The organism is Xanthomonas arboricola pv. populi (assembly GCF_002939945.1).
GTDB classification, from domain to species: domain Bacteria; phylum Pseudomonadota; class Gammaproteobacteria; order Xanthomonadales; family Xanthomonadaceae; genus Xanthomonas; species Xanthomonas arboricola_A.
The window spans coordinates 47,323-65,178 of record NZ_MDEB01000004.1; the positions used below are offsets into that span (position 1 = coordinate 47,323).

Below are 17,856 nucleotides of genomic sequence, written 5' to 3' on the forward strand. Positions count from 1 at the left end.
TTGCCTGCGATGCGCGTGCCGGCGCGACGCGCCACGTCGAGCGACACCGCGCCGTGTTTCAGCGCTGCATCGTCAATGCGGCGACTGACCCGCACCCAGCCCGCTGGCGGTGGCGGTCTGCCGGCCGCGTTGACACCAGGCCACCATCGGCGAGGCCATCACCGTGGTCGCCAGCGTCATGCCGAACAGCAGGGTGAACAGGTCCGGCCCGATCACACCACTGTCCAGGCCGATCTTGATCACCACCAGCTCCATCAGGCCGCGTGCGTTCATCAGCGAACCCACGCTCAGGCTATCGCGCCAATTGTGGCCGCTCAGGCGCGCGCCCAGGGTGCAGCCGACCAGCTTGCCGGTCACCGCCACGCCGACCACCAACGCAAAGCCGGCCATACCTGCGCCGACGAAGACGCCAGGGCTGGTGGCCTGGCCGGCGACCGCAAACAGCACCGGCATCAGCAGGGTGATCGCCAGGGGTTCGATGCGCCCGGCCAGGTGTTCCAGCAGGCGGTCGTCGCGCGGCACGCAGATGCCGAACAGGAATGCGCCGAAGATCGCATGCAGGCCGATCCACTCGGCCACTGCGGCGCAGGCCAGCACACCGATCAGCACCCACACCAGCGCAGTTGGCGCATAGCCTCCATCGCTTGCGCGCGGCTTGAGCACACGCGCAGACACCGGCTTCAACACGCCGAACACCACTGCAATCAATACCACCGCACCGGCCGCAGTGAACGCAACACCGCCATGGCTGTTGCCGCCGGTCAGCGTGAGCACGATCGCCAGGAACATCCACACCGTGGCATCGTCGATCACCGCCGCGCCCAGAGCCAGGCGGCCGGCAGGCGTGCGGGTCATGTTGCGGTCCTTGAGGATGCGCGCCAGCACCGGAAACGCGGTCACCGACATCGCCGCGGCAATGAACAAGGCGAACGGCCAGAAACCGATCCCCTGCGGTGCAAAGCGCGCAAACAACCAGGGTGCGGCAGCCAGTCCAAGCAGCAACGGCAGCACGATGCCGGACAGGCCCACCAACACCGACGAGCGCACCTGCGCGGTGGTGCCCTCCGGCGCGCGCAGCTCCACGCCGACGATGAACATGAAAAGCACCACGCCGATGTTGGCCAGTCCCGACAGCGGCGGCAAACTGCTGGAGGCGAACAACACGCCATGCAACTCCGGCAGCCACGCGCCGAATGCGATCGGCCCGAGCAGCAGGCCGGCAGCCATCTCGCCGATCACCGGCGGCTGCCCGACGCGCTGCAGCAGCGCGCCGCATGCACGCGCCGCGCCCAGGATCACCGCCAACTGCACCAGCAACAACGTGGTCGGATTCATTGCGTCAGCCCTTGCATTGGTTGAGTCGGCTCGCCCCCCGCAGCGCAGGACGGCTGGGCATCTGGTCAGTGCCTTCCCCCGACTGACCCGCTGTCGATGACTGCAGTGATACCCATCCACAGCATCGGCCTAGTCTATGACGACAACCACCGTGCAGTGGCATCGAGGCGACATGATGCGGCGCAATGCGGAGTGGTCCGCGCTGCACGCCGGAACCAACCGTCAGCGCTGCCTTGCGTGCGCCTGCATGGTTCGATCGAACGACGCCTTCAATGGCGACCCGCACGCCGCACACGGCATCGCCGACGGAGGACGCATGGCGATCTCATGCGTCGTGCCGGCGAGCAAGCTCAGGCGCGATTTGAACTCACGCGCGCGCAGCAGGCAGAAGACTCACCGCTCCGAGTCGCCACTTTCGTCGTACCCGCGTGGGGTAAACAGGTCCGGCTGGATCAGCTCGATAAAGGCGCGTGCCTGCGGCGAGAGATATTTGCCCTTGCGCACCACCACGCCATAACTGCGCGTGGGGAAATAGTCCTTCAGCGAGCGGGTGGCCAGTTTGTCGCGATCGGCCTCGGTGACGCAGATCGCGGTGACGATGGAAATGCCCATGTCCATCGCAACGTATTGCTTGATCACTTCCCAGCCGCCCACCTCCAGCGCCACGGTGTAGGGCACGCGTGCCTGCTGGAAGATCAGATCGACCAGCCGATAGGTCACCTGCCGGCGCGGCGGCAGGATCAGCGGATACGGCGACAGATCCTGCAGGGTGACCGTGGGCTTGTTGGCCAATGGGTGATCGGGCGGGGTGATCAGCAGTTGTTCGAAGCGATACACCGGCGCGTAGTTGAGGTCGGCCGGCACGTCCAGCATCGAGCCGATCGCCAGGTCCACTGCGTCTTCGCGCAGCAGGTCGGTGCCGTCGGCGCTGATGGCGTTATGCAGGGTCAGGCGCACGTCCGGGTGACGCGCGCGGAAGTTCGCCACGATGCGCGGCAGCAGGTACAGGATGGTGGAGCTGTTGGCGGCGATATTGAGCTCGCCGGCATCCAGGCCGCGCACCTTTTCGCGAAAGCTGGCCTCCAGCCCGTCCAGGCTCTCCACCAGCGGCAGCGCCATGTCGTAGAGCAGCTGGCCCTCGCGGCTGGGCGCCATGCGTCGCCCCGAGCGCTCGAACAACGCCACGCCCAGGTCGCGTTCCAGCGCCTGCAGCTGCAGGGTCACTGCAGGCTGGCTCACATATAGCGCCTCAGCCGCCCGTGAGACCGATCCCAATCGTACTGTCTGGCAGAACGCACGCAGCGGCTTGAGCCGGTCGGATTTGTAGGAAAATCGCGGGGTTGGCGCCATCTGGATGTGTGCAACGACGCTGTATAAGCCTGCCTTATTTACAGCATTGATAAAACTGCTTTGTCAAATAGTTTCGTGCGGCGCACGGTGCAGGTCCGGATGCACAAGGACTCCCGACATGTCTGCCACCGCTTTCGCCCCACGTCCCACTGAACGCGCCACGCCCGGTCTGTCGCTGACCACGCAGGTCACAGGCCAGACCGACCTCCTGCCGGCCGCTGCGCTGGCCCTGCTGGTGTCGCTGCACCGCGCGATCGAACCCGGCCGCCAGCAGCGCCTGGCCCAGCGACGCGTCCGCCAGGCCGAGTTCGATGCCGGCCAGTTGCCGGACTTCCGCCCCGACACCCGCGCTATCCGCGATGGCGACTGGCGCGTGGCCGCACTGCCGTCGGCGCTACAGGACCGCCGGGTGGAGATCACCGGCCCTACCGATCCGAAGATGGTCATCAACGCGCTGAACTCCGGTGCCAAGGTGTTCATGGCCGACTTCGAGGATTCCACTGCGCCGACCTGGCGCAACCTGCTGGCCGGCCAGCGCACGCTGGCCGCTGCGGTGCGCGGCGATCTCAGCTTCGATGCGCCCAACGGCAAGCATTACGCGTTGCGCCCGGAAGCCGAGCGCGCGGTATTGATCGTGCGTCCGCGCGGCTGGCATCTGGATGAGAAGCACGTGCTCATCGATGGCCAGCCGCTGGCCGGCGGCCTGTTCGATGCGGCGGTGTTCGCCTTCCATAACGGCCGCGCGCTGCTGGCCAGGGATCGCGGCCCGTATCTGTATCTGCCCAAGTTGCAGAGCATGGAAGAGGCCGCGCTGTGGGAAACCGCGCTGGCGCATATCGAAGCGATGCTCGGCCTGCCGCATGGCCAGATCAAGGTGACCGTGCTGATCGAGACGCTGCCGGCGGTATTCGAGATGGACGAGATCCTGCACGCGCTGCGCGAGCGCATCGTCGGGCTCAATTGCGGACGCTGGGACTACATCTTTTCGTACCTGAAAACCTTCCGCGCGCATCGCGACCGCGTGCTGCCCGAACGTGGTCAGGTCACCATGACCCAGCCGTTCCTGAAGGCGTATTCGGAACTGCTGATCAAGACCTGCCATCGCCGCGGCGCGCATGCGATGGGTGGCATGGCCGCGCAGATTCCGATCAATCACGACGAGGCCGCCAACGAGCAGGCAATGGCACGGGTGCGTGCCGACAAGTTGCGCGAGGTCAGCGCCGGGCACGATGGCACCTGGGTGGCGCATCCGGCGTTGATTCCGGTGGCGATGAAGATCTTCAACGAACACATGCCCGCCGCACATCAGCAGCATGTCTTGCGCAACGACGTGCAGGTGACGCGCGACATGCTGATCGCACCCTCGCCGGGCACCGTCACCCGCGCCGGTTTCCAAGGCAATGTCGAAGTGTGCGTGCGTTATCTGGCCGCCTGGCTGGACGGCAATGGGTGCGTGCCGATCCACAACCTGATGGAAGACGCCGCCACTGCCGAGATCAGCCGCGCGCAGCTGTGGCAGTGGTTGCATCACGGCCAGCATCTGGACGACGGCACGGCGATCGATCAGCCCTTGTTGCAGGCCACATTGCGTGCGCTGCCGGCCCGTCTGGGCGCGACCGATGCACTGCCGGGCGCCGCGCGCATCGACGAGGCCATTGCATTGCTGGACACGCTCAGCCGTGCCGATGCGCTGGCCGACTTCCTCACCGTGCCGGCGTATCGCCTGATCGATTGAGCCAACGCTGCAGCGATACGCCAGCGCAAGCGTGCTGTCGCTGCAATCCATCAACGTCATGCACCACACCGCCCGTTGCGCCCACGCCCGCAACGACGGCCTTGCCATGCCCGGCGCGCGTCAATGCGCCATTCCTTCCTCGTTGCATCCGCCGTATCCCCGCCAGGAGAACGCACCATGAGCAGCACACTGCAGACCGCCGAACAGATCCAGCAAGACTGGGCCAGCAACCCGCGCTGGGCCGGCATCACCCGTAACTACACCGCCGCCGATGTGGTGCGCTTGCGCGGCACCGTGCATGTCGAGCATTCGCTGGCGCGGCTGGGCGCGGACAAGTTGTGGAACGCGTTGCACGCCACGCCGTTCGTCAATGCATTGGGTGCACTGACCGGCAACCAGGCGATGCAGCAGGTCAAGGCCGGTTTGAAGGCGATCTACCTGTCCGGCTGGCAGGTCGCCGCCGATGCGAACCTGGCCGGGCAGATGTACCCGGACCAGTCGCTGTATCCGGCCGACTCGGTGCCGGCGGTGGTCAAGCGCATCAACAACACCTTGTTGCGGGCCGATCAACTGCATCACGCCGAAGGCAACGACGACATCGACTTCCTGCAGCCGATCGTGGCCGATGCCGAAGCCGGCTTCGGCGGCGTGCTCAACGCCTTCGAGTTGATGAAGGCGATGATCGAAGCCGGCGCGGCCGGCGTGCACTTCGAAGATCAACTGGCATCGGTGAAAAAGTGCGGACACATGGGTGGCAAGGTGCTGGTGCCCACCCGCGAGGCGATCGAAAAGTTGAATGCCGCGCGTTTGGCGGCCGATGTGCTGGGCGTGCCCACGTTGCTGATCGCACGCACCGACGCCGAGGCGGCCGATCTGATCACCAGCGATGTGGATGTCAACGATCAGCCCTTCACCACCGGGCAGCGCACCGTCGAAGGCTTCTTCAAGACCCGCAGCGGGCTGGATCAGGCGATCAGCCGCGGGCTGGCCTATGCGCCGTACGCGGATCTGATCTGGTGCGAGACCGGTAAACCGGATCTGGAATTTGCGCGCGCCTTTGCGCAAGCCATCCATGCCAGATTCCCCGGCAAATTGCTGGCCTACAACTGCTCGCCGAGCTTCAACTGGAAGAAGAACCTGGACGACGCCACCATCGCCAGATTCCAGACCGAGTTGGCGAGCTATGGCTATAAATTCCAGTTCATCACCCTGGCCGGCTTCCACGCCCTGAACTACGGCATGTTCAACCTGGCGCACGGCTACGCACGGCGCCAGATGAGCGCCTTCGTCGAGTTGCAGCAGGCAGAGTTCGCGGCGGCCGAGATGGGCTTTACCGCAGTCAAGCATCAGCGCGAGGTGGGCACCGGCTATTTCGACGCGGTGACGCAGGCGATCCAGCAGGGCCAGTCGTCCACCACCGCGCTGCGTGGCTCGACCGAGGAAGAGCAGTTTCACGGCGAAAAGGCGGCGTAACGCAGCGCACATGCGCCGCGAGCGCTTGCCAGCTGGCTGCGTGAAGGATCGGAGCGTGCGGTCTTTGCCCTCTGGCAAACCCGCAGCAGTACCGTAAAACAGCGCTGGCCCTCCACGTTGCCTGCTTCAGGCCGTCGGTGCGCCACTGCCAGGAGGGGAGGTGGGCTCGGTAAACCGAGCCCACTTTTTTAGCCAATACCGGTCATTTAGAGCGGCTAACAAAACCACTGCGCGGCCGCCAGGCGGGCGCGGTAGGTGCCCGGAATCGGCATGTGCCACGCATACACTCCGATCCTGAGCGCGCCGCCCGCACCTACCTGATGACCGCTCGCTACAGGTTTGTTGGCCGCTCTTAATCTCGAGCGTCGTGAGAACGAGTGTGACCTGGTGCTGAACAAAACGCTCCTGTACGATGCTAGGGCGGGCCGGCGCTGCAGGTCGGTGTAAGGGATTTGGATGACGTGCCATAACACTGCCGGCGCAGTGGAGCCGACGGGGAGCGCTGCAAAGACGCTGTCGGACGGGCTGCATGCGCTGATGACTGCCGAGGAACTGGCGTTTTTCGCCCGCTTTGGCCGTGCCCGCGAATTGGCTGCCGGCCAGGAGCTGTTCGAGCGCGGGGCGGTGGGCACGCAGATGTTCATCGTGGTCAGTGGCCAGATCGATCTGGATTTCGGCGAAGACCTGATGCTCAAGCACCTGGGCCCGGGCGAATTCTTCGGCGAACTTGGCCTGCTGATCGGCGGCCATGCGCGCAGTGCCGGCGCCAGTGCATCCACCGACACCGGCCTGATCGAGCTGGCGCATGAGGACTTCCAGCGGCTGGTCGATCACGATCCGTCGATGGTGGCGCATTTTCTGCGGCGCTCCATCGTGCGTGTGGTCAATAACGAGCAGTTGCTGATCCGCCAGTTGCGCCGGCGCAACCACGATCTGGAAGCGGCGCTGGACAACCTCTACGTCACTTCGCACCAGCTCAACCACACCGAAGAACTCAGCCGCACCGACGAGCTCACCGGCCTGCACAACCGCCGCGGGCTCGCCCTGCATCTGCAGGAATGCCGACGCGCCGGCCGCGTGCCCGGGGTGGGCCTGATCCTGATCGACTGCGAACGTTTCAAGCGCATCAACGACGAATTCGGCCATCTGGCCGGCGACCGCGTGCTGCAGAACGTCGCCCATGCGCTGCGTTCGGTGATCGCCGACGGCGACCTCGCCTGCCGGCTCGGCGGCGACGAATTCTGTGTGCTGGTCGCGCAAGGCACCCAGGAGCTGCTGCACCACATCGGCGAATGCATCGTGCGCGCGGTGGAAGCACGCCTGTGTAACGGCCAGAGCGAGCAGGGCTGCTCGGTCAGCCTGGGGCTATGCATGATCGACGCCGACGCGGCATGGAACGATTGGTACACGCTGGCCGACAGCGCGTTGTACGAGGCCAAGCGACAGGGCGGCAACGTGCTGTGCATGCATGAAACGCTGGCGTCGGGCATCACGCAGCCATCCGGCAATGCCACCGCGTCGGACAATCGCTGAGCAATGAGCGCCCGCACCCACGCACGCAAGGATGCGTCGTCGGAAGCGATCCAGGCACCACGCTTGCGTACCTTGTTGTTGACCGACCTGTGCGATTCGACCGCGCTGGTCGAACGCATCGGTGACAACGCCGCCGCCGCGCTGTTTCGCGAGCACGATCGGCTGGTCGTCAAACTGCAGCAGCAGTGGCGCGGCCGGCTGATCGACCGCTCGGATGGATTGCTGCTGCTGTTCGATCGCCCCATCGACGGTCTGGGCTTTGCGCTGGATTACGCACGCGGCCTCAAGGCGATGGGCGATGCCCGCGCGCTGACGCTGCGCGCGCGCCAGGGCCTGCACGTCGGCGAAGTGCTGACCTGGCGCAACAGCGACGAAGCTGTGAGCATCGGTGCCAAACCGCTGGAAGTCGAAGGCCTGGCCAAGCCCACCGCCGCACGCCTGATGTCGATGGCGCGGCCCGGGCAGATCCTGTTGTCGGCGGTGGCCGAGTCATTGACCCACCGCGCCGCACGTGAACTGGGCGACCGCGGCGAACGCATCCTGTGGAAATCCCACGGCCGCTGGCGCTTCAAGGGCGTGCCTACGCCGATGGAGATCTATGAGGTTGGTGAAGTCGGCCTGACACCGTTGCGCACGCCGAAGCATTCGCCGAAGGCATGGCGGGATATTCCGCTGTGGCGGCGGCCGGCGGCATTAGTCGCAGAGTTAGGGGTGGTCCTCGGAATCAGTCTTGCTGTCTGGCTGTTTGCACGCCCACAGCCGGCGCTTGCGTTCGCCGAGCGGGACTGGGTAGTTGTGGGAACAGTACGTAACCTTACCGACGACGTCATGCTGGAAAGTTCGCTGGATCAGGCTTTTCGGATCAGTCTGGAGCAGTCGCGCTACGTCAATGTGCTGAGTGAGGATAGAACGCTCAAGCTGCTGGCGCTGATGCGTAAGGATCCTTACAAGGAGCCTTTGGATCGCATAAACGCCTCAGACGTCGCGCTTCGGAGTGGCGCACGTGCGGTGTTGCTTCCTTCGGTTGGTTACGTTGGTGGACGCACGCGTTTTGTTGTGGAAGTCGTCGACCCGAAGACACAGCAGACAGTAGCAGTAAGCACTGCTTTCGGTTCCAATCCTTCTATTCTTGCTGCTGTTGACAAGGTTACCGGCGAATTAAGAAGCCAGCTCGGCGAAAACCGAGAGAGCATCCGCAACAATAGTCCTGCTTTGCCGGATGTAACGACCTCCAGTCTGGATGCACTGCGTGCGTATGCGCTTGGGCAAAAGCGTTATGCAGAGGGGAAATATGCCGCCTCACTGGATTTCTTCCAGAAAGCAGTAGAGATAGATCCTCACTTCGCATTGGCTTGGCTGGGGCAAGTGCGTGCTCACTTTGCCAATGTCGATTACAGAAAAGCGACCGAGACGCTGAGGGTCGCTGAAAGATTGAAATCCAGGCTTCCACCGCGTGAGGCTCTTTACGTCAAGAGTTGGGGTGTACAGATTCTTGACCCGGCGCAGGCAGCCGATTCCTGGGTTCAGATGGCAGAGCTGTATCCAGACTATGCTCCTGCTCAAGCCAATGCAGCGATGGATCTATTTGTTGCAAACCGGTTTACTGAAGCATTGCCTCATGCGCGTATGTCGACGCAGAGCAAGTACGATCTCTCCAGCATATCGTTCGATATGCATGGACGCATCCTGCTTGCTCTGGGGCAATACGATCAGGCCGATCACGCAGTGGCGCAAGCAGTGAACGCGGGTTGGAATGGCGCGCTGCTCCGCCAGGCCGCCGTAGCCGCCGCCAAACATGATTTTTCTAGTGCACGCATGGCGCTTGCAAAAGTGGAGACAACCAACTTTCATGCCGGCATCACCCGGGCGACTGTCGCTCTGGACGAGGGTGATCTGCGTGGCGCAATTGCGCACGCCCAAGCCGGCGTGAACGCAGGCCTGACCAAGCAAGGGACGGACCGCATCAATTACTACGTTCCACTGGCGACTGCATTGTTGGTGTCGGAGCAGCGCGTTAAAGCTGTAGAGGTAGCCAAAGAAGGTGCACAGCTAGCGCTGCACGACGTAAGCAAGAACGTACCAATCGATATCATCGACAATCTGTCCACTGCTCTGGCCGCAGCGTTGGTGATGGTGCGCGCGGGAGACACATCGAGCGCGGCGAAGGTTCGGGAACAGGTCCGAACAGCGCCGCTGGCCTATGCCAACCGCTTGATCATCGAACTGGGCGCAGTAGTGGATGCCGAAATTCTGCTGGCCAATCAGAGACCGGACGACGCATTTCGCTCGCTCACGCCCTATCTGGATTCGGCATCGCGCTTCCAGACACGGGCGACCGCAATGCGCGCTGCGCGACTAGCGCAGCGTCATGGAGATGCGCGCATCCAAAATGACTGGATGCGGCAGCGCCGGGGCCTGGCCTACGCGGAAATCGAGTGTGGATACTGCTTGCAGTCGCTCAACGTAGTGGATCTGAAAGCTGCGGAAGCCTCCTGGATCGCGGAGGCACAGGGCTGACCCTGCTACTTGTGTCGCAAATCCATCGAATTATTTGAGAGTTCTATCGCCGTCATAGCCAGCATCCAGCTGGGGAACGATATGGGATGTTCCTGACGTAAGCATGGTGTTGATTTGCGCACGGGCACTCGCGATCACATCCTTGTCGGCAAGCTGGATGCTGCTTGCGCAATCGCGCACAAAGGCCTCAAGGTCGTCTTCAGGTGCGGCGGTGTGCCCGACCTGCTGTAATGCTGTCATCGTGTTTGAGACGAATAACGCGCGAAAGGCGTCGTCCGTGGACAGCAGGTCGATCAATTTGCTTGCAACTGCAGGATCAAGCTTCAGCGTTGGCATCTTTGAATTATTCAAGTGGGTGAAGTATCACTTAGCGGCGCTAGCGTTGTCGGCTTGAGGGCTGTCGTGCAACGGACTCAAGTTTGGGCAGCTGGGAGACGCTATAGCTACCTCAGGTACACCTGCGTAAGGTGCACTTCATTTCGCTGGAGAAGCTGATGCGGATCAGACGTTGTGCAGTTGTCATGCTGGAGCCACGGGAAACCGTGTTCTATACGTTGGACAGTCTTTTGCAGGGCGGCAATGGGCTACAGCATGTCATGGAGTGGTTTGCGCTGGCACCCCATCTCGATGCACCAGTGGCAGTGACGCAAGATCAGCGCCAGTTATTGGGTGAACTCAGCCCTTCGCATTGGACGGACCGATCACATTTCGAGCAGGAAGCATTGGAGGGGTTGATTGACCAAGGTCTGGTGCTGGATGAGCGAGCACCAGACGCGTCCTTTGCCCAAAACGATGAGCGCCTCAGGGCATCGCATTGGCATCCGCTCGCAGCCGTGCTGCATGCTTTTACGCGTTGGGATGGTGTGGATGCGGTCAAGAACACACGGGACTCTGGAACCGAAACGGCTGTAGCAATGCGTCGGGTCCTCGGCCCCGCACCTGCGGAGGTGCAGAGGACCGTTGATAACGACGCATTGATCGACTTGCCATCGGTGCCCCGGAACGACTTCGACGATTTACTGGGGCGCCGGGTCACATGCCGTAACTTTGACCGGAACAAAGCAGTTCCCTTTCAGATGTTTTCCCACATGCTGCAGAGGGTTTTTGCCGCACAGGCGCAGGTAAAGGTCGGCGACGATCTGGTCTTCTTGAAAAAAAACGTCCCGTCCGGCGGCGGCCTGCATCCGATCGAGGCTTACATCCTGGTCAGGTGTGTGGAAGGGTTGCCGGCAGGCGTTTATCACTATCGTGCAGATGTTCACGCACTCGAGCTTGTGGCAGGGGTTGAATGCTCGGATGATTTCGTCATGCAGGCTGTCGGGCAGCAGCAGTGGTTTGCAGATGCGCATGTACTGATTGCGCTGGTTCCGCGTTTCGATAGAACTTTCTGGAAATACCGGCAACACGCCAAAGGTTATCGTGTGGTCGCATTGGAGGCCGGTCACCTCTCGCAGACACTCTACCTTGCGGCTACCGATCTTGGCCTGGGTGCATTCATCACCGGCGCCGTCAACGAGAAACATCTTGAACGTTCATTGGGACTGGACCCGATATCGCAAGGTGTTTTAGCTGTCTGTGGCTTTGGTTGGCGCGCACAAACCATGGTCACTACAGAGCTGGATCCGGTTGGTGCGATCTGGACTGGAGCAAGCGATTCCGATCAACTCAATCAGCAATAGCTCCGTGTAGGAACACGCATGCTATTGAACTAGCCATCTTATTTTGATTGAAGAGCCTTCAAGTCAAAGACCGACGGCCAAGCTGCCGGTCCGACAAAAGGTGCAGATGCCAATGCGACGCCAACGCGTCCTTGGCGGATGGCGCCACGACTGCAGCTTTACCGCCGAATCGCCTGCGTATGCGTCTTCAATGCATCGCTCAGACCGTTCACCTTGTCGGTGCCTTCCGGCACGGTGATGCTGGAGCCGGCCAGGTTGTTGCCGATCGGTTGCACGCGGCCACCCAGGTATTGGCTCAGGAAACCCTCGGTCACCGCGTTGAAGGCCTTGCTGTTTTCCGGGCGGCGGAAGCCGTGGCCTTCGTCCGGGAACAGCACGTAGGTGACCGGAATGTTCTTGGCGGTCATCGCGTTGACGATCTGGTCGCTCTCGGCCTGTTTGACGCGCGGGTCGTTGGCGCCCTGGCCGATCAGCAGCGGCTTGCTGATCTTGTCGACATGGCTGAGCGGGGAGCGCTCGGTCAGCCACTGCTTGCCGGCCTCGGTGACCGGGTCGCCCATGCGTCTGGTCAGCTGCTTATAGAAGCTGGCCCAGTAAGGCGGCACGGTGCCGAGCAAGGTGTTGAGGTTGGCCGGGCCGACGATTTCCACGCCGCACTTGAATGCGTCCGGAGTAAAGGTCAGGCCGACCAGCGTGGCGTAGCCGCCGTAGCTGCCGCCCATGATCGCCACGTCCTCGGGCCTGGTCACTCCTTGCTTGACCGCCCATTGCACCGCGTCGAGCAGGTCGTCGTGCATCTTGGCGGCCCACTCGCCGTTGCCGGCGTTGGTGAAGGCCTTGCCGAAGCCAGTGGAGCCGCGGAAGTTCACCGCCAGCACCGCATAGCCGCGATTGGCCAGCCATTGCTCATACGGCCCGTAGCCGTAGCTGTCGCGCGCCCACGGGCCGCCATGCACGAACAGCACCAGCGGCACCGGCTTGTCGGCCTTGCCGTCGTGATTGGCGTCGGCCTCGGCGGGCAGGGTGAGATAGCTGACCAGCTTGAGGCCGTCGCGCGCGGTCAGTTCCTGCGGCCCCATTGGGACCAGCGGTTTGCCGTCTAGCGCGGGGCGGGCGGAGAACAATTTGGTCAGCTTGCCGCCGTCTGCACGGTCGTAGCGGTAGTAGGCCAGCGGTGTCTCTGCCGCCGAATACCTCACGATCCAGATGCGATCGCGAGCGTGCGTGCGGCAACGCTGGTATCGCCGCTGCCGAGCGACTTGAGCTTGTGCAGGTCGGCGGCAATGCCGTTGTCCAGTGCCTTCCATTCCTCGCGCAGATAGTCGGTGGACACGGCCTGCACCACGCCGGTCCTGGGGTCGTTCAAGGTGGCGCCGACATCGGTGCGCGGGTTTTCGAACAGCAGCGTGCGCGCATTGCTGGCGGTGTCGATGGCATAAAGCGCCGCGGTGTCGCGATTGCGCGAATCCTGCATGTACAGCGTCTTGCCGCCGTCGGTCAGTCTGTCGGGCGAGGTGTTGCTGACATCCTCGAACGGGATGCGGTCCACGCTCTTCCAGCGATTGCCGTCCGGCACCAGCAGCTCTTTGCCCGCATCGTCGGTGGCGCGCGTGGCGTAGCGCAGCTGGTAGTTGCCGTCGAGCAGGTAGGAATCCAGGCTGTCGGTGTTCCGCTGCACCAGACTGCGCTTGCCCGAGGCCAGGTCTACCCGATACAGGTCATGCCATTTGGGATCGCGGTCGTTCATGCCGACCATGATCGATTCGGGGTGCTGCGCGCTGACGCGATACACCTCGGCGTTGGTCTTCTTGAACAGGATGAGGTCCTTGCTGCTGCCCTCGGTCAGATTCACCGAGAACAGATGGAAATCTTCGTCGCCGCCGTTGTCGCGCAGGTACAGCAGCGTGTTGGGTTGATAGGTCCAGAAATAAGTGCGGATGCCACGTGCGGTGTCCTTGGTGATCGCGCGCGCCTTATCCGGCGCATCCACCGGGGCGACCCAGACATTGAGCACGCCCTCCAGCGGCGCGACCCGGCTGAGGTATTTGCCGTCCGGGCTGATGCTCACGTTCGCCCGTTCCGGGTTGCCGAACAGCGCATCGCGGGTGATCAGTTCGGGTGGTGCCGCGGGTGCTTGCGCAGCGGCCGGGGCCGGCATGGCGGCCTTGTCGGTGGTGGGCGTGGCGTTATCGCTGCAGGCAGACAGCGCGAGCAGCATGCTGGAAACAAGAAGCAGGCGTTGCATGGACGTCTCCGGTCTGGGGCGCGGCCACTCCAGCCGCTTTCTCCACGCTAGAACCAAGGCCCGTTCCTGCGGACGTGCCGTTGGTCGCGCCGCGAGATGCCGCTACGCAGACGCGGACACGAATTCCACCAGCGCGACACCCTCGGCGACCAGCTCACCTTCGGCCACCAGATACGCCGCTACCGTGCCGTCGCCGGGCGCGTGCAAGGTGTGCTCCATCTTCATCGCTTCGAGCACCACCAGGGCCTGCCCGCGGGTGACGGACTGCCCCACCCGGGCGACCAGCGACACGATGCGGCCCGGCATCGGTGCGGTCAGGCCGCCGGCGTCGTGCGCGGGCTGATCGGCTTCGAGCAGCGCATCATGGTGGCGGAATGTCGCCCGCTGCGTGGCATCGCGCAATGTCAGCGTGTTGCCGTCGCGCAGGGCCTGCATCCGCCATTGCCGGCCATCCATTTCCACGCGCAGTGCGTCGTCCTGCAGGTGGCAGCGCAGCGTGTGAGTGTCTCCCGCAGTCGTGACCTGCCAGCCATCGCCAAGCGGGCGCACGCCGAACTGGCGTCGCTCGCCTGCGGTCTCCAGCGTCATGGCGTGCGGCGCATGCGCGCCGATGCGCCAACCATCGGTGTGCTGCCATGGCGAAAACGGGTCGGCTGGATCGGCGGCGGCCTTCGGCAACGCTTCGGCGATTAAGGCCGCTGCCAGGCACCACCAGGCAGTGGGCGGACTGACCGCCTCGGGAAACAGCACAGCCTGCTCGCGTTCGATCAGTGCGGTATCCAGATCGGCAGACGCAAACGACGTTGTGCCGATCAGACGCGCAAGGAATGCGCTGTTGGTGGTGACGCCCACCGCATGGAACTGCGCCAGCGCCTGGCGCATGCGTGCCAGCGCAGCGGGGCGATCCACGTCCCATACGATCAACTTGGCAATCATCGGGTCGTAATACGGGCTGATGCTGTCACCTTGCTCCACCCCGGCATCGATACGCACATGCGCGCTGGGTGCGGGAAACTGCAGCTGCCGCAGCGTGCCGGTCGACGGCAGAAAGCCGCGTTCGGCATCTTCGGCATACAGGCGCGCTTCCAGCGCATGTCCATGGATGTGCAGTTCCTGCTGACGCAGTGGCAACGGCCCGCCTGCGGCAACACGCAATTGCCACTCGACCAGATCGGTGCCGGTGATCAACTCGGTCACCGGGTGCTCGACCTGCAGCCGGGTGTTCATTTCCATGAAATAGAAATCGCCATCCGGGCCTGCAATGAATTCCACCGTGCCGGCACCGACATAGCCCACGGCGCGGGCGGCATCCACGGCGGCCTTGCCCATCGCGGCGCGGCGCTGTCCGCTCATGCCGGGGGCGGGCGCTTCTTCCAGCACTTTCTGATGCCGGCGCTGCACCGAGCAATCGCGTTCGAACAGATAGACGACCTCGCCCTGCGTATCGCCAAAGACCTGAATCTCGATATGGCGCGGCCGCTCGACATACTTTTCCACCAGCACCTGCGCATTGCCGAAAGCCGACTGCGCCTCGCGCTGGCAACTGGCCAAGGCTTCTTCGAACGCAGCGCCGGCATCCACCCGGCGCATGCCCTTGCCGCCGCCACCCGCACTGGCCTTGATCAGCACTGGATAGCCGATCGCATCGGCCTGCGCACGCAGGAAGGCCGGTGCCTGTTGGTCGCCGTGGTAGCCCGGCGTCAGCGGCACGCCGGCGCGTTGCATCAGCGCCTTGGCCGCGCTCTTGTCGCCCATCGCGCGGATGGCTGCCGCCGGCGGACCGATGAACACGATACCGGCCTGCGCGCAGGCATCGGCAAACGCCGCGTTTTCCGACAGAAAGCCATAGCCGGGATGGATCGCCTGCGCGCCGCTCGCGCGTGCCGCATCCAGGATCGCATCGCCACGCAGATAACTTTGCTGCGCCGGTGCGGCGCCGATATGGATCGCTTCATCGGCCATCCGCACATGCCGCGCATCGCGATCGGCATCCGAATACACCGCCACCGTCGCAATGCCGAGCTTGCGACAGGTGGCGATGACACGACACGCGATCTCGCCGCGATTGGCGATCAGGATCTTGTCGAAATAGTGCAGGTTTGCGGCGGCGGAGTCGCGCTGGGTCATGACGAAGTTCTCTGTACGCCGCGATGGTGGCGGGCACTACGATGGAAAAACGGTTGCATGGATTGCGCGACAAGTCGTGGGATGGCAGCTGACATCGCTGCGCTCCAACGCGATTGGCTGCTCGACGCAGGCAACGCACGCGCACGCATGCCATGCCCCAGACAACACGCGACACTCTGCTGGCACCTACATGTGCTGTGCCCGACAATGAAGAGCAGCACGTGCAAACGAACATCACCACCTCACATCCGGAACACGCCAAAGCGTGTCGTCTCGATCGGTGCATTCAACGCGGCCGACAGTCCCAGCCCCAGCACGCGACGGGTATCGGCCGGATCGATGATGCCGTCGTCCCACAAGCGCGCGCTGGCGTAATACGGATGCCCCTGCTGCTCGAACTGGGCACGGATCGGTGCCTTGAACGCATCTTCCTCTTCGCCCGACCATGCGCCGCCCTTGGCTTCGATGCCATCGCGGCGCACGGTGGCCAAGACGCTGGCGGCTTGTTCCCCGCCCATCACGCCGATGCGCGCATTCGGCCACATCCACAGGAAGTTCGGCGAGTACGCACGGCCGCACATGCCGTAATTGCCGGCACCGAACGAGCCGCCGATCACCACGGTGAACTTGGGCACCTTGGCACAGGCCACCGCCATCACCAGCTTGGCGCCGTCCTTGGCGATGCCGCCGTGTTCGTATTTGCGCCCGACCATGAAGCCGGTGATGTTCTGCAGGAACACCAGCGGAATGCCGCGCTGCGTGCACAGCTCGATAAAGTGCGTGCCCTTGAGCGCGGACTCGGAAAACAGGATGCCGTTGTTGGCGATGATGCCGACAGGGTAGCCATGCAGATGCGCAAAGCCGGTGACCAGGGTGCTGCCGTAGCGCGGTTTGAATTCGTCCAGCTGCGAGTCGTCGACGATGCGGGCGATCACCTCGCGCACATCGAAGGGTTTGCGCGTATCGGCGGGAATCACGCCATACAGTTCGTCCGCGGCGTAGCGCGGCAGCAGCGGCGCCTGCAATGCCAGGGAAGCAGCTGGCTTGCGCCAGTTGAGCTGCGCGATGATGGCGCGCACGCGTGCCAGGGCCTGCAGATCGTTGTCGGCAAAATGATCGGCCACGCCCGAGATGCGCGTATGCACATCCGCACCGCCGAGTTCTTCGGCACTGACTTCTTCGCCGGTGGCCGCTTTGACCAGCGGTGGACCGCCGAGGAAGATGGTGCCTTGCTCGCGCACGATCACCGTTTCATCGCTCATCGCCGGCACGTAGGCACCGCCAGCGGTGCACGAGCCCATCACGCAGGCGATCTGCGGGATGCCGTTGGCCGAGAGGTTGGCCTGGTTGTAGAAGATGCGCCCGAAGTGATCGCGGTCGGGAAACACTTCATCCTGCAGCGGCAGGAACGCGCCGCCGGAATCGACCAGGTAGATGCACGGCAAGCGGTTCTGCTGGGCGATTTCCTGCGCGCGCAGATGCTTCTTCACCGTCATCGGGTAATAGGTGCCGCCCTTGACGGTGGCATCGTTGGCCACGATCACGCATTCCACCCCGGACACGCGGCCGATACCTGCGACCACACCGGCGCATGGCACCTGATCGTCGTACATGCCGTGCGCGGCCAATGGCGCGATTTCCAGCAAGGCGCTGCCCGGATCCAGCAGGGCATCGATGCGCTCGCGCACCAGCAACTTGCCGCGCGCGGTGTGCTTGGCACGCGCGGCCTCGCTGCCGCCCAGCGCGGTCTGCGCCAGCGTGCGGCGCAGATCCTCGATCACCGTGCGCATGGCCGCAGCGTTATGTTGGAAGCTTTCGCCGCTGACCTGCAGCTGGCTGGTGATCACGCTCATGGTGGCTCC

At 63.6% G+C, this 17,856-nt stretch carries 10 protein-coding genes, 1 other RNA gene and 1 pseudogene; 6 read left to right on the forward strand and 6 right to left on the reverse strand.

Features of this window, described 5'->3' with window-relative positions:
- Positions 1-72: 72 nt before the first annotated feature.
- A complete protein-coding gene (locus XaplCFBP3123_RS12360; RefSeq protein WP_104534315.1) occupies positions 73-1,335 on the reverse strand; it encodes a cation:proton antiporter in 1,263 nt (420 codons plus the stop codon).
- Between the two features lie 393 nt (positions 1,336-1,728).
- Positions 1,729-2,685 (reverse strand): LysR family transcriptional regulator, encoded by a 957-nt coding sequence (locus XaplCFBP3123_RS12365; RefSeq protein ID WP_104534316.1) that lies wholly within the window; start codon positions 2,683-2,685, stop codon positions 1,729-1,731.
- A 118-nt stretch (positions 2,686-2,803) separates the two neighbouring features.
- On the opposite strand from XaplCFBP3123_RS12365, the gene aceB reads away from it, so the two are divergent.
- The 5 genes from aceB (at position 2,804) to XaplCFBP3123_RS12390 (ending at position 9,943) form a co-directional block, all read left to right on the forward strand.
- A complete protein-coding gene (gene aceB, locus XaplCFBP3123_RS12370) occupies positions 2,804-4,420 on the forward strand; it encodes a malate synthase A (RefSeq protein ID WP_104534317.1) in 1,617 nt (538 codons plus the stop codon).
- Between the two features lie 177 nt (positions 4,421-4,597).
- A complete protein-coding gene (gene aceA, locus XaplCFBP3123_RS12375) occupies positions 4,598-5,893 on the forward strand; it encodes an isocitrate lyase (protein ID WP_104534318.1) in 1,296 nt (431 codons plus the stop codon).
- 270 nt (positions 5,894-6,163) lie between these two features.
- Positions 6,164-6,241: non-coding RNA, sX9 sRNA (locus tag XaplCFBP3123_RS12380), on the forward strand.
- Between the two features lie 108 nt (positions 6,242-6,349).
- The gene (locus XaplCFBP3123_RS12385) at positions 6,350-7,426 is read left to right on the forward strand and encodes a GGDEF domain-containing protein (protein WP_104534319.1); all 1,077 of its coding nucleotides are present in this window, start codon (positions 6,350-6,352) and stop codon (positions 7,424-7,426) included.
- A gap of 3 nt (positions 7,427-7,429) precedes the next feature.
- Entirely contained in the window at positions 7,430-9,943 is a 2,514-nt protein-coding gene (locus XaplCFBP3123_RS12390) for a putative peptide modification system cyclase (protein ID WP_104534320.1), read from the forward strand.
- 30 nt (positions 9,944-9,973) lie between these two features.
- Here the strand turns inward: XaplCFBP3123_RS12390 and XaplCFBP3123_RS12395 are convergent, their stop codons facing one another.
- Positions 9,974-10,279, reverse strand: coding sequence for an NHLP-related RiPP peptide (locus XaplCFBP3123_RS12395; protein ID WP_104534321.1), 306 nt, complete (start codon positions 10,277-10,279; stop codon positions 9,974-9,976).
- A 158-nt stretch (positions 10,280-10,437) separates the two neighbouring features.
- Between XaplCFBP3123_RS12395 and XaplCFBP3123_RS12400 the strand changes: the two genes are divergently transcribed.
- Positions 10,438-11,622, forward strand: a complete 1,185-nt coding sequence (locus XaplCFBP3123_RS12400) for a putative peptide maturation dehydrogenase (protein WP_104534322.1) — start codon at positions 10,438-10,440, stop codon at positions 11,620-11,622.
- A 158-nt stretch (positions 11,623-11,780) separates the two neighbouring features.
- Here the strand turns inward: XaplCFBP3123_RS12400 and XaplCFBP3123_RS12405 are convergent.
- From XaplCFBP3123_RS12405 to XaplCFBP3123_RS12415, 3 genes and pseudogenes are all read right to left on the reverse strand, one after another.
- Positions 11,781-13,867: pseudogene (locus XaplCFBP3123_RS12405) on the reverse strand (alpha/beta hydrolase family protein).
- Between the two features lie 102 nt (positions 13,868-13,969).
- Positions 13,970-15,994: an acetyl/propionyl/methylcrotonyl-CoA carboxylase subunit alpha gene (locus tag XaplCFBP3123_RS12410; protein ID WP_104534323.1), complete on the reverse strand. Its 2,025-nt coding sequence runs from the start codon at positions 15,992-15,994 to the stop codon at positions 13,970-13,972.
- A gap of 242 nt (positions 15,995-16,236) precedes the next feature.
- A complete protein-coding gene (locus XaplCFBP3123_RS12415; RefSeq protein ID WP_104534324.1) occupies positions 16,237-17,847 on the reverse strand; it encodes a carboxyl transferase domain-containing protein in 1,611 nt (536 codons plus the stop codon).
- Positions 17,848-17,856: the final 9 nt, after the last annotated feature.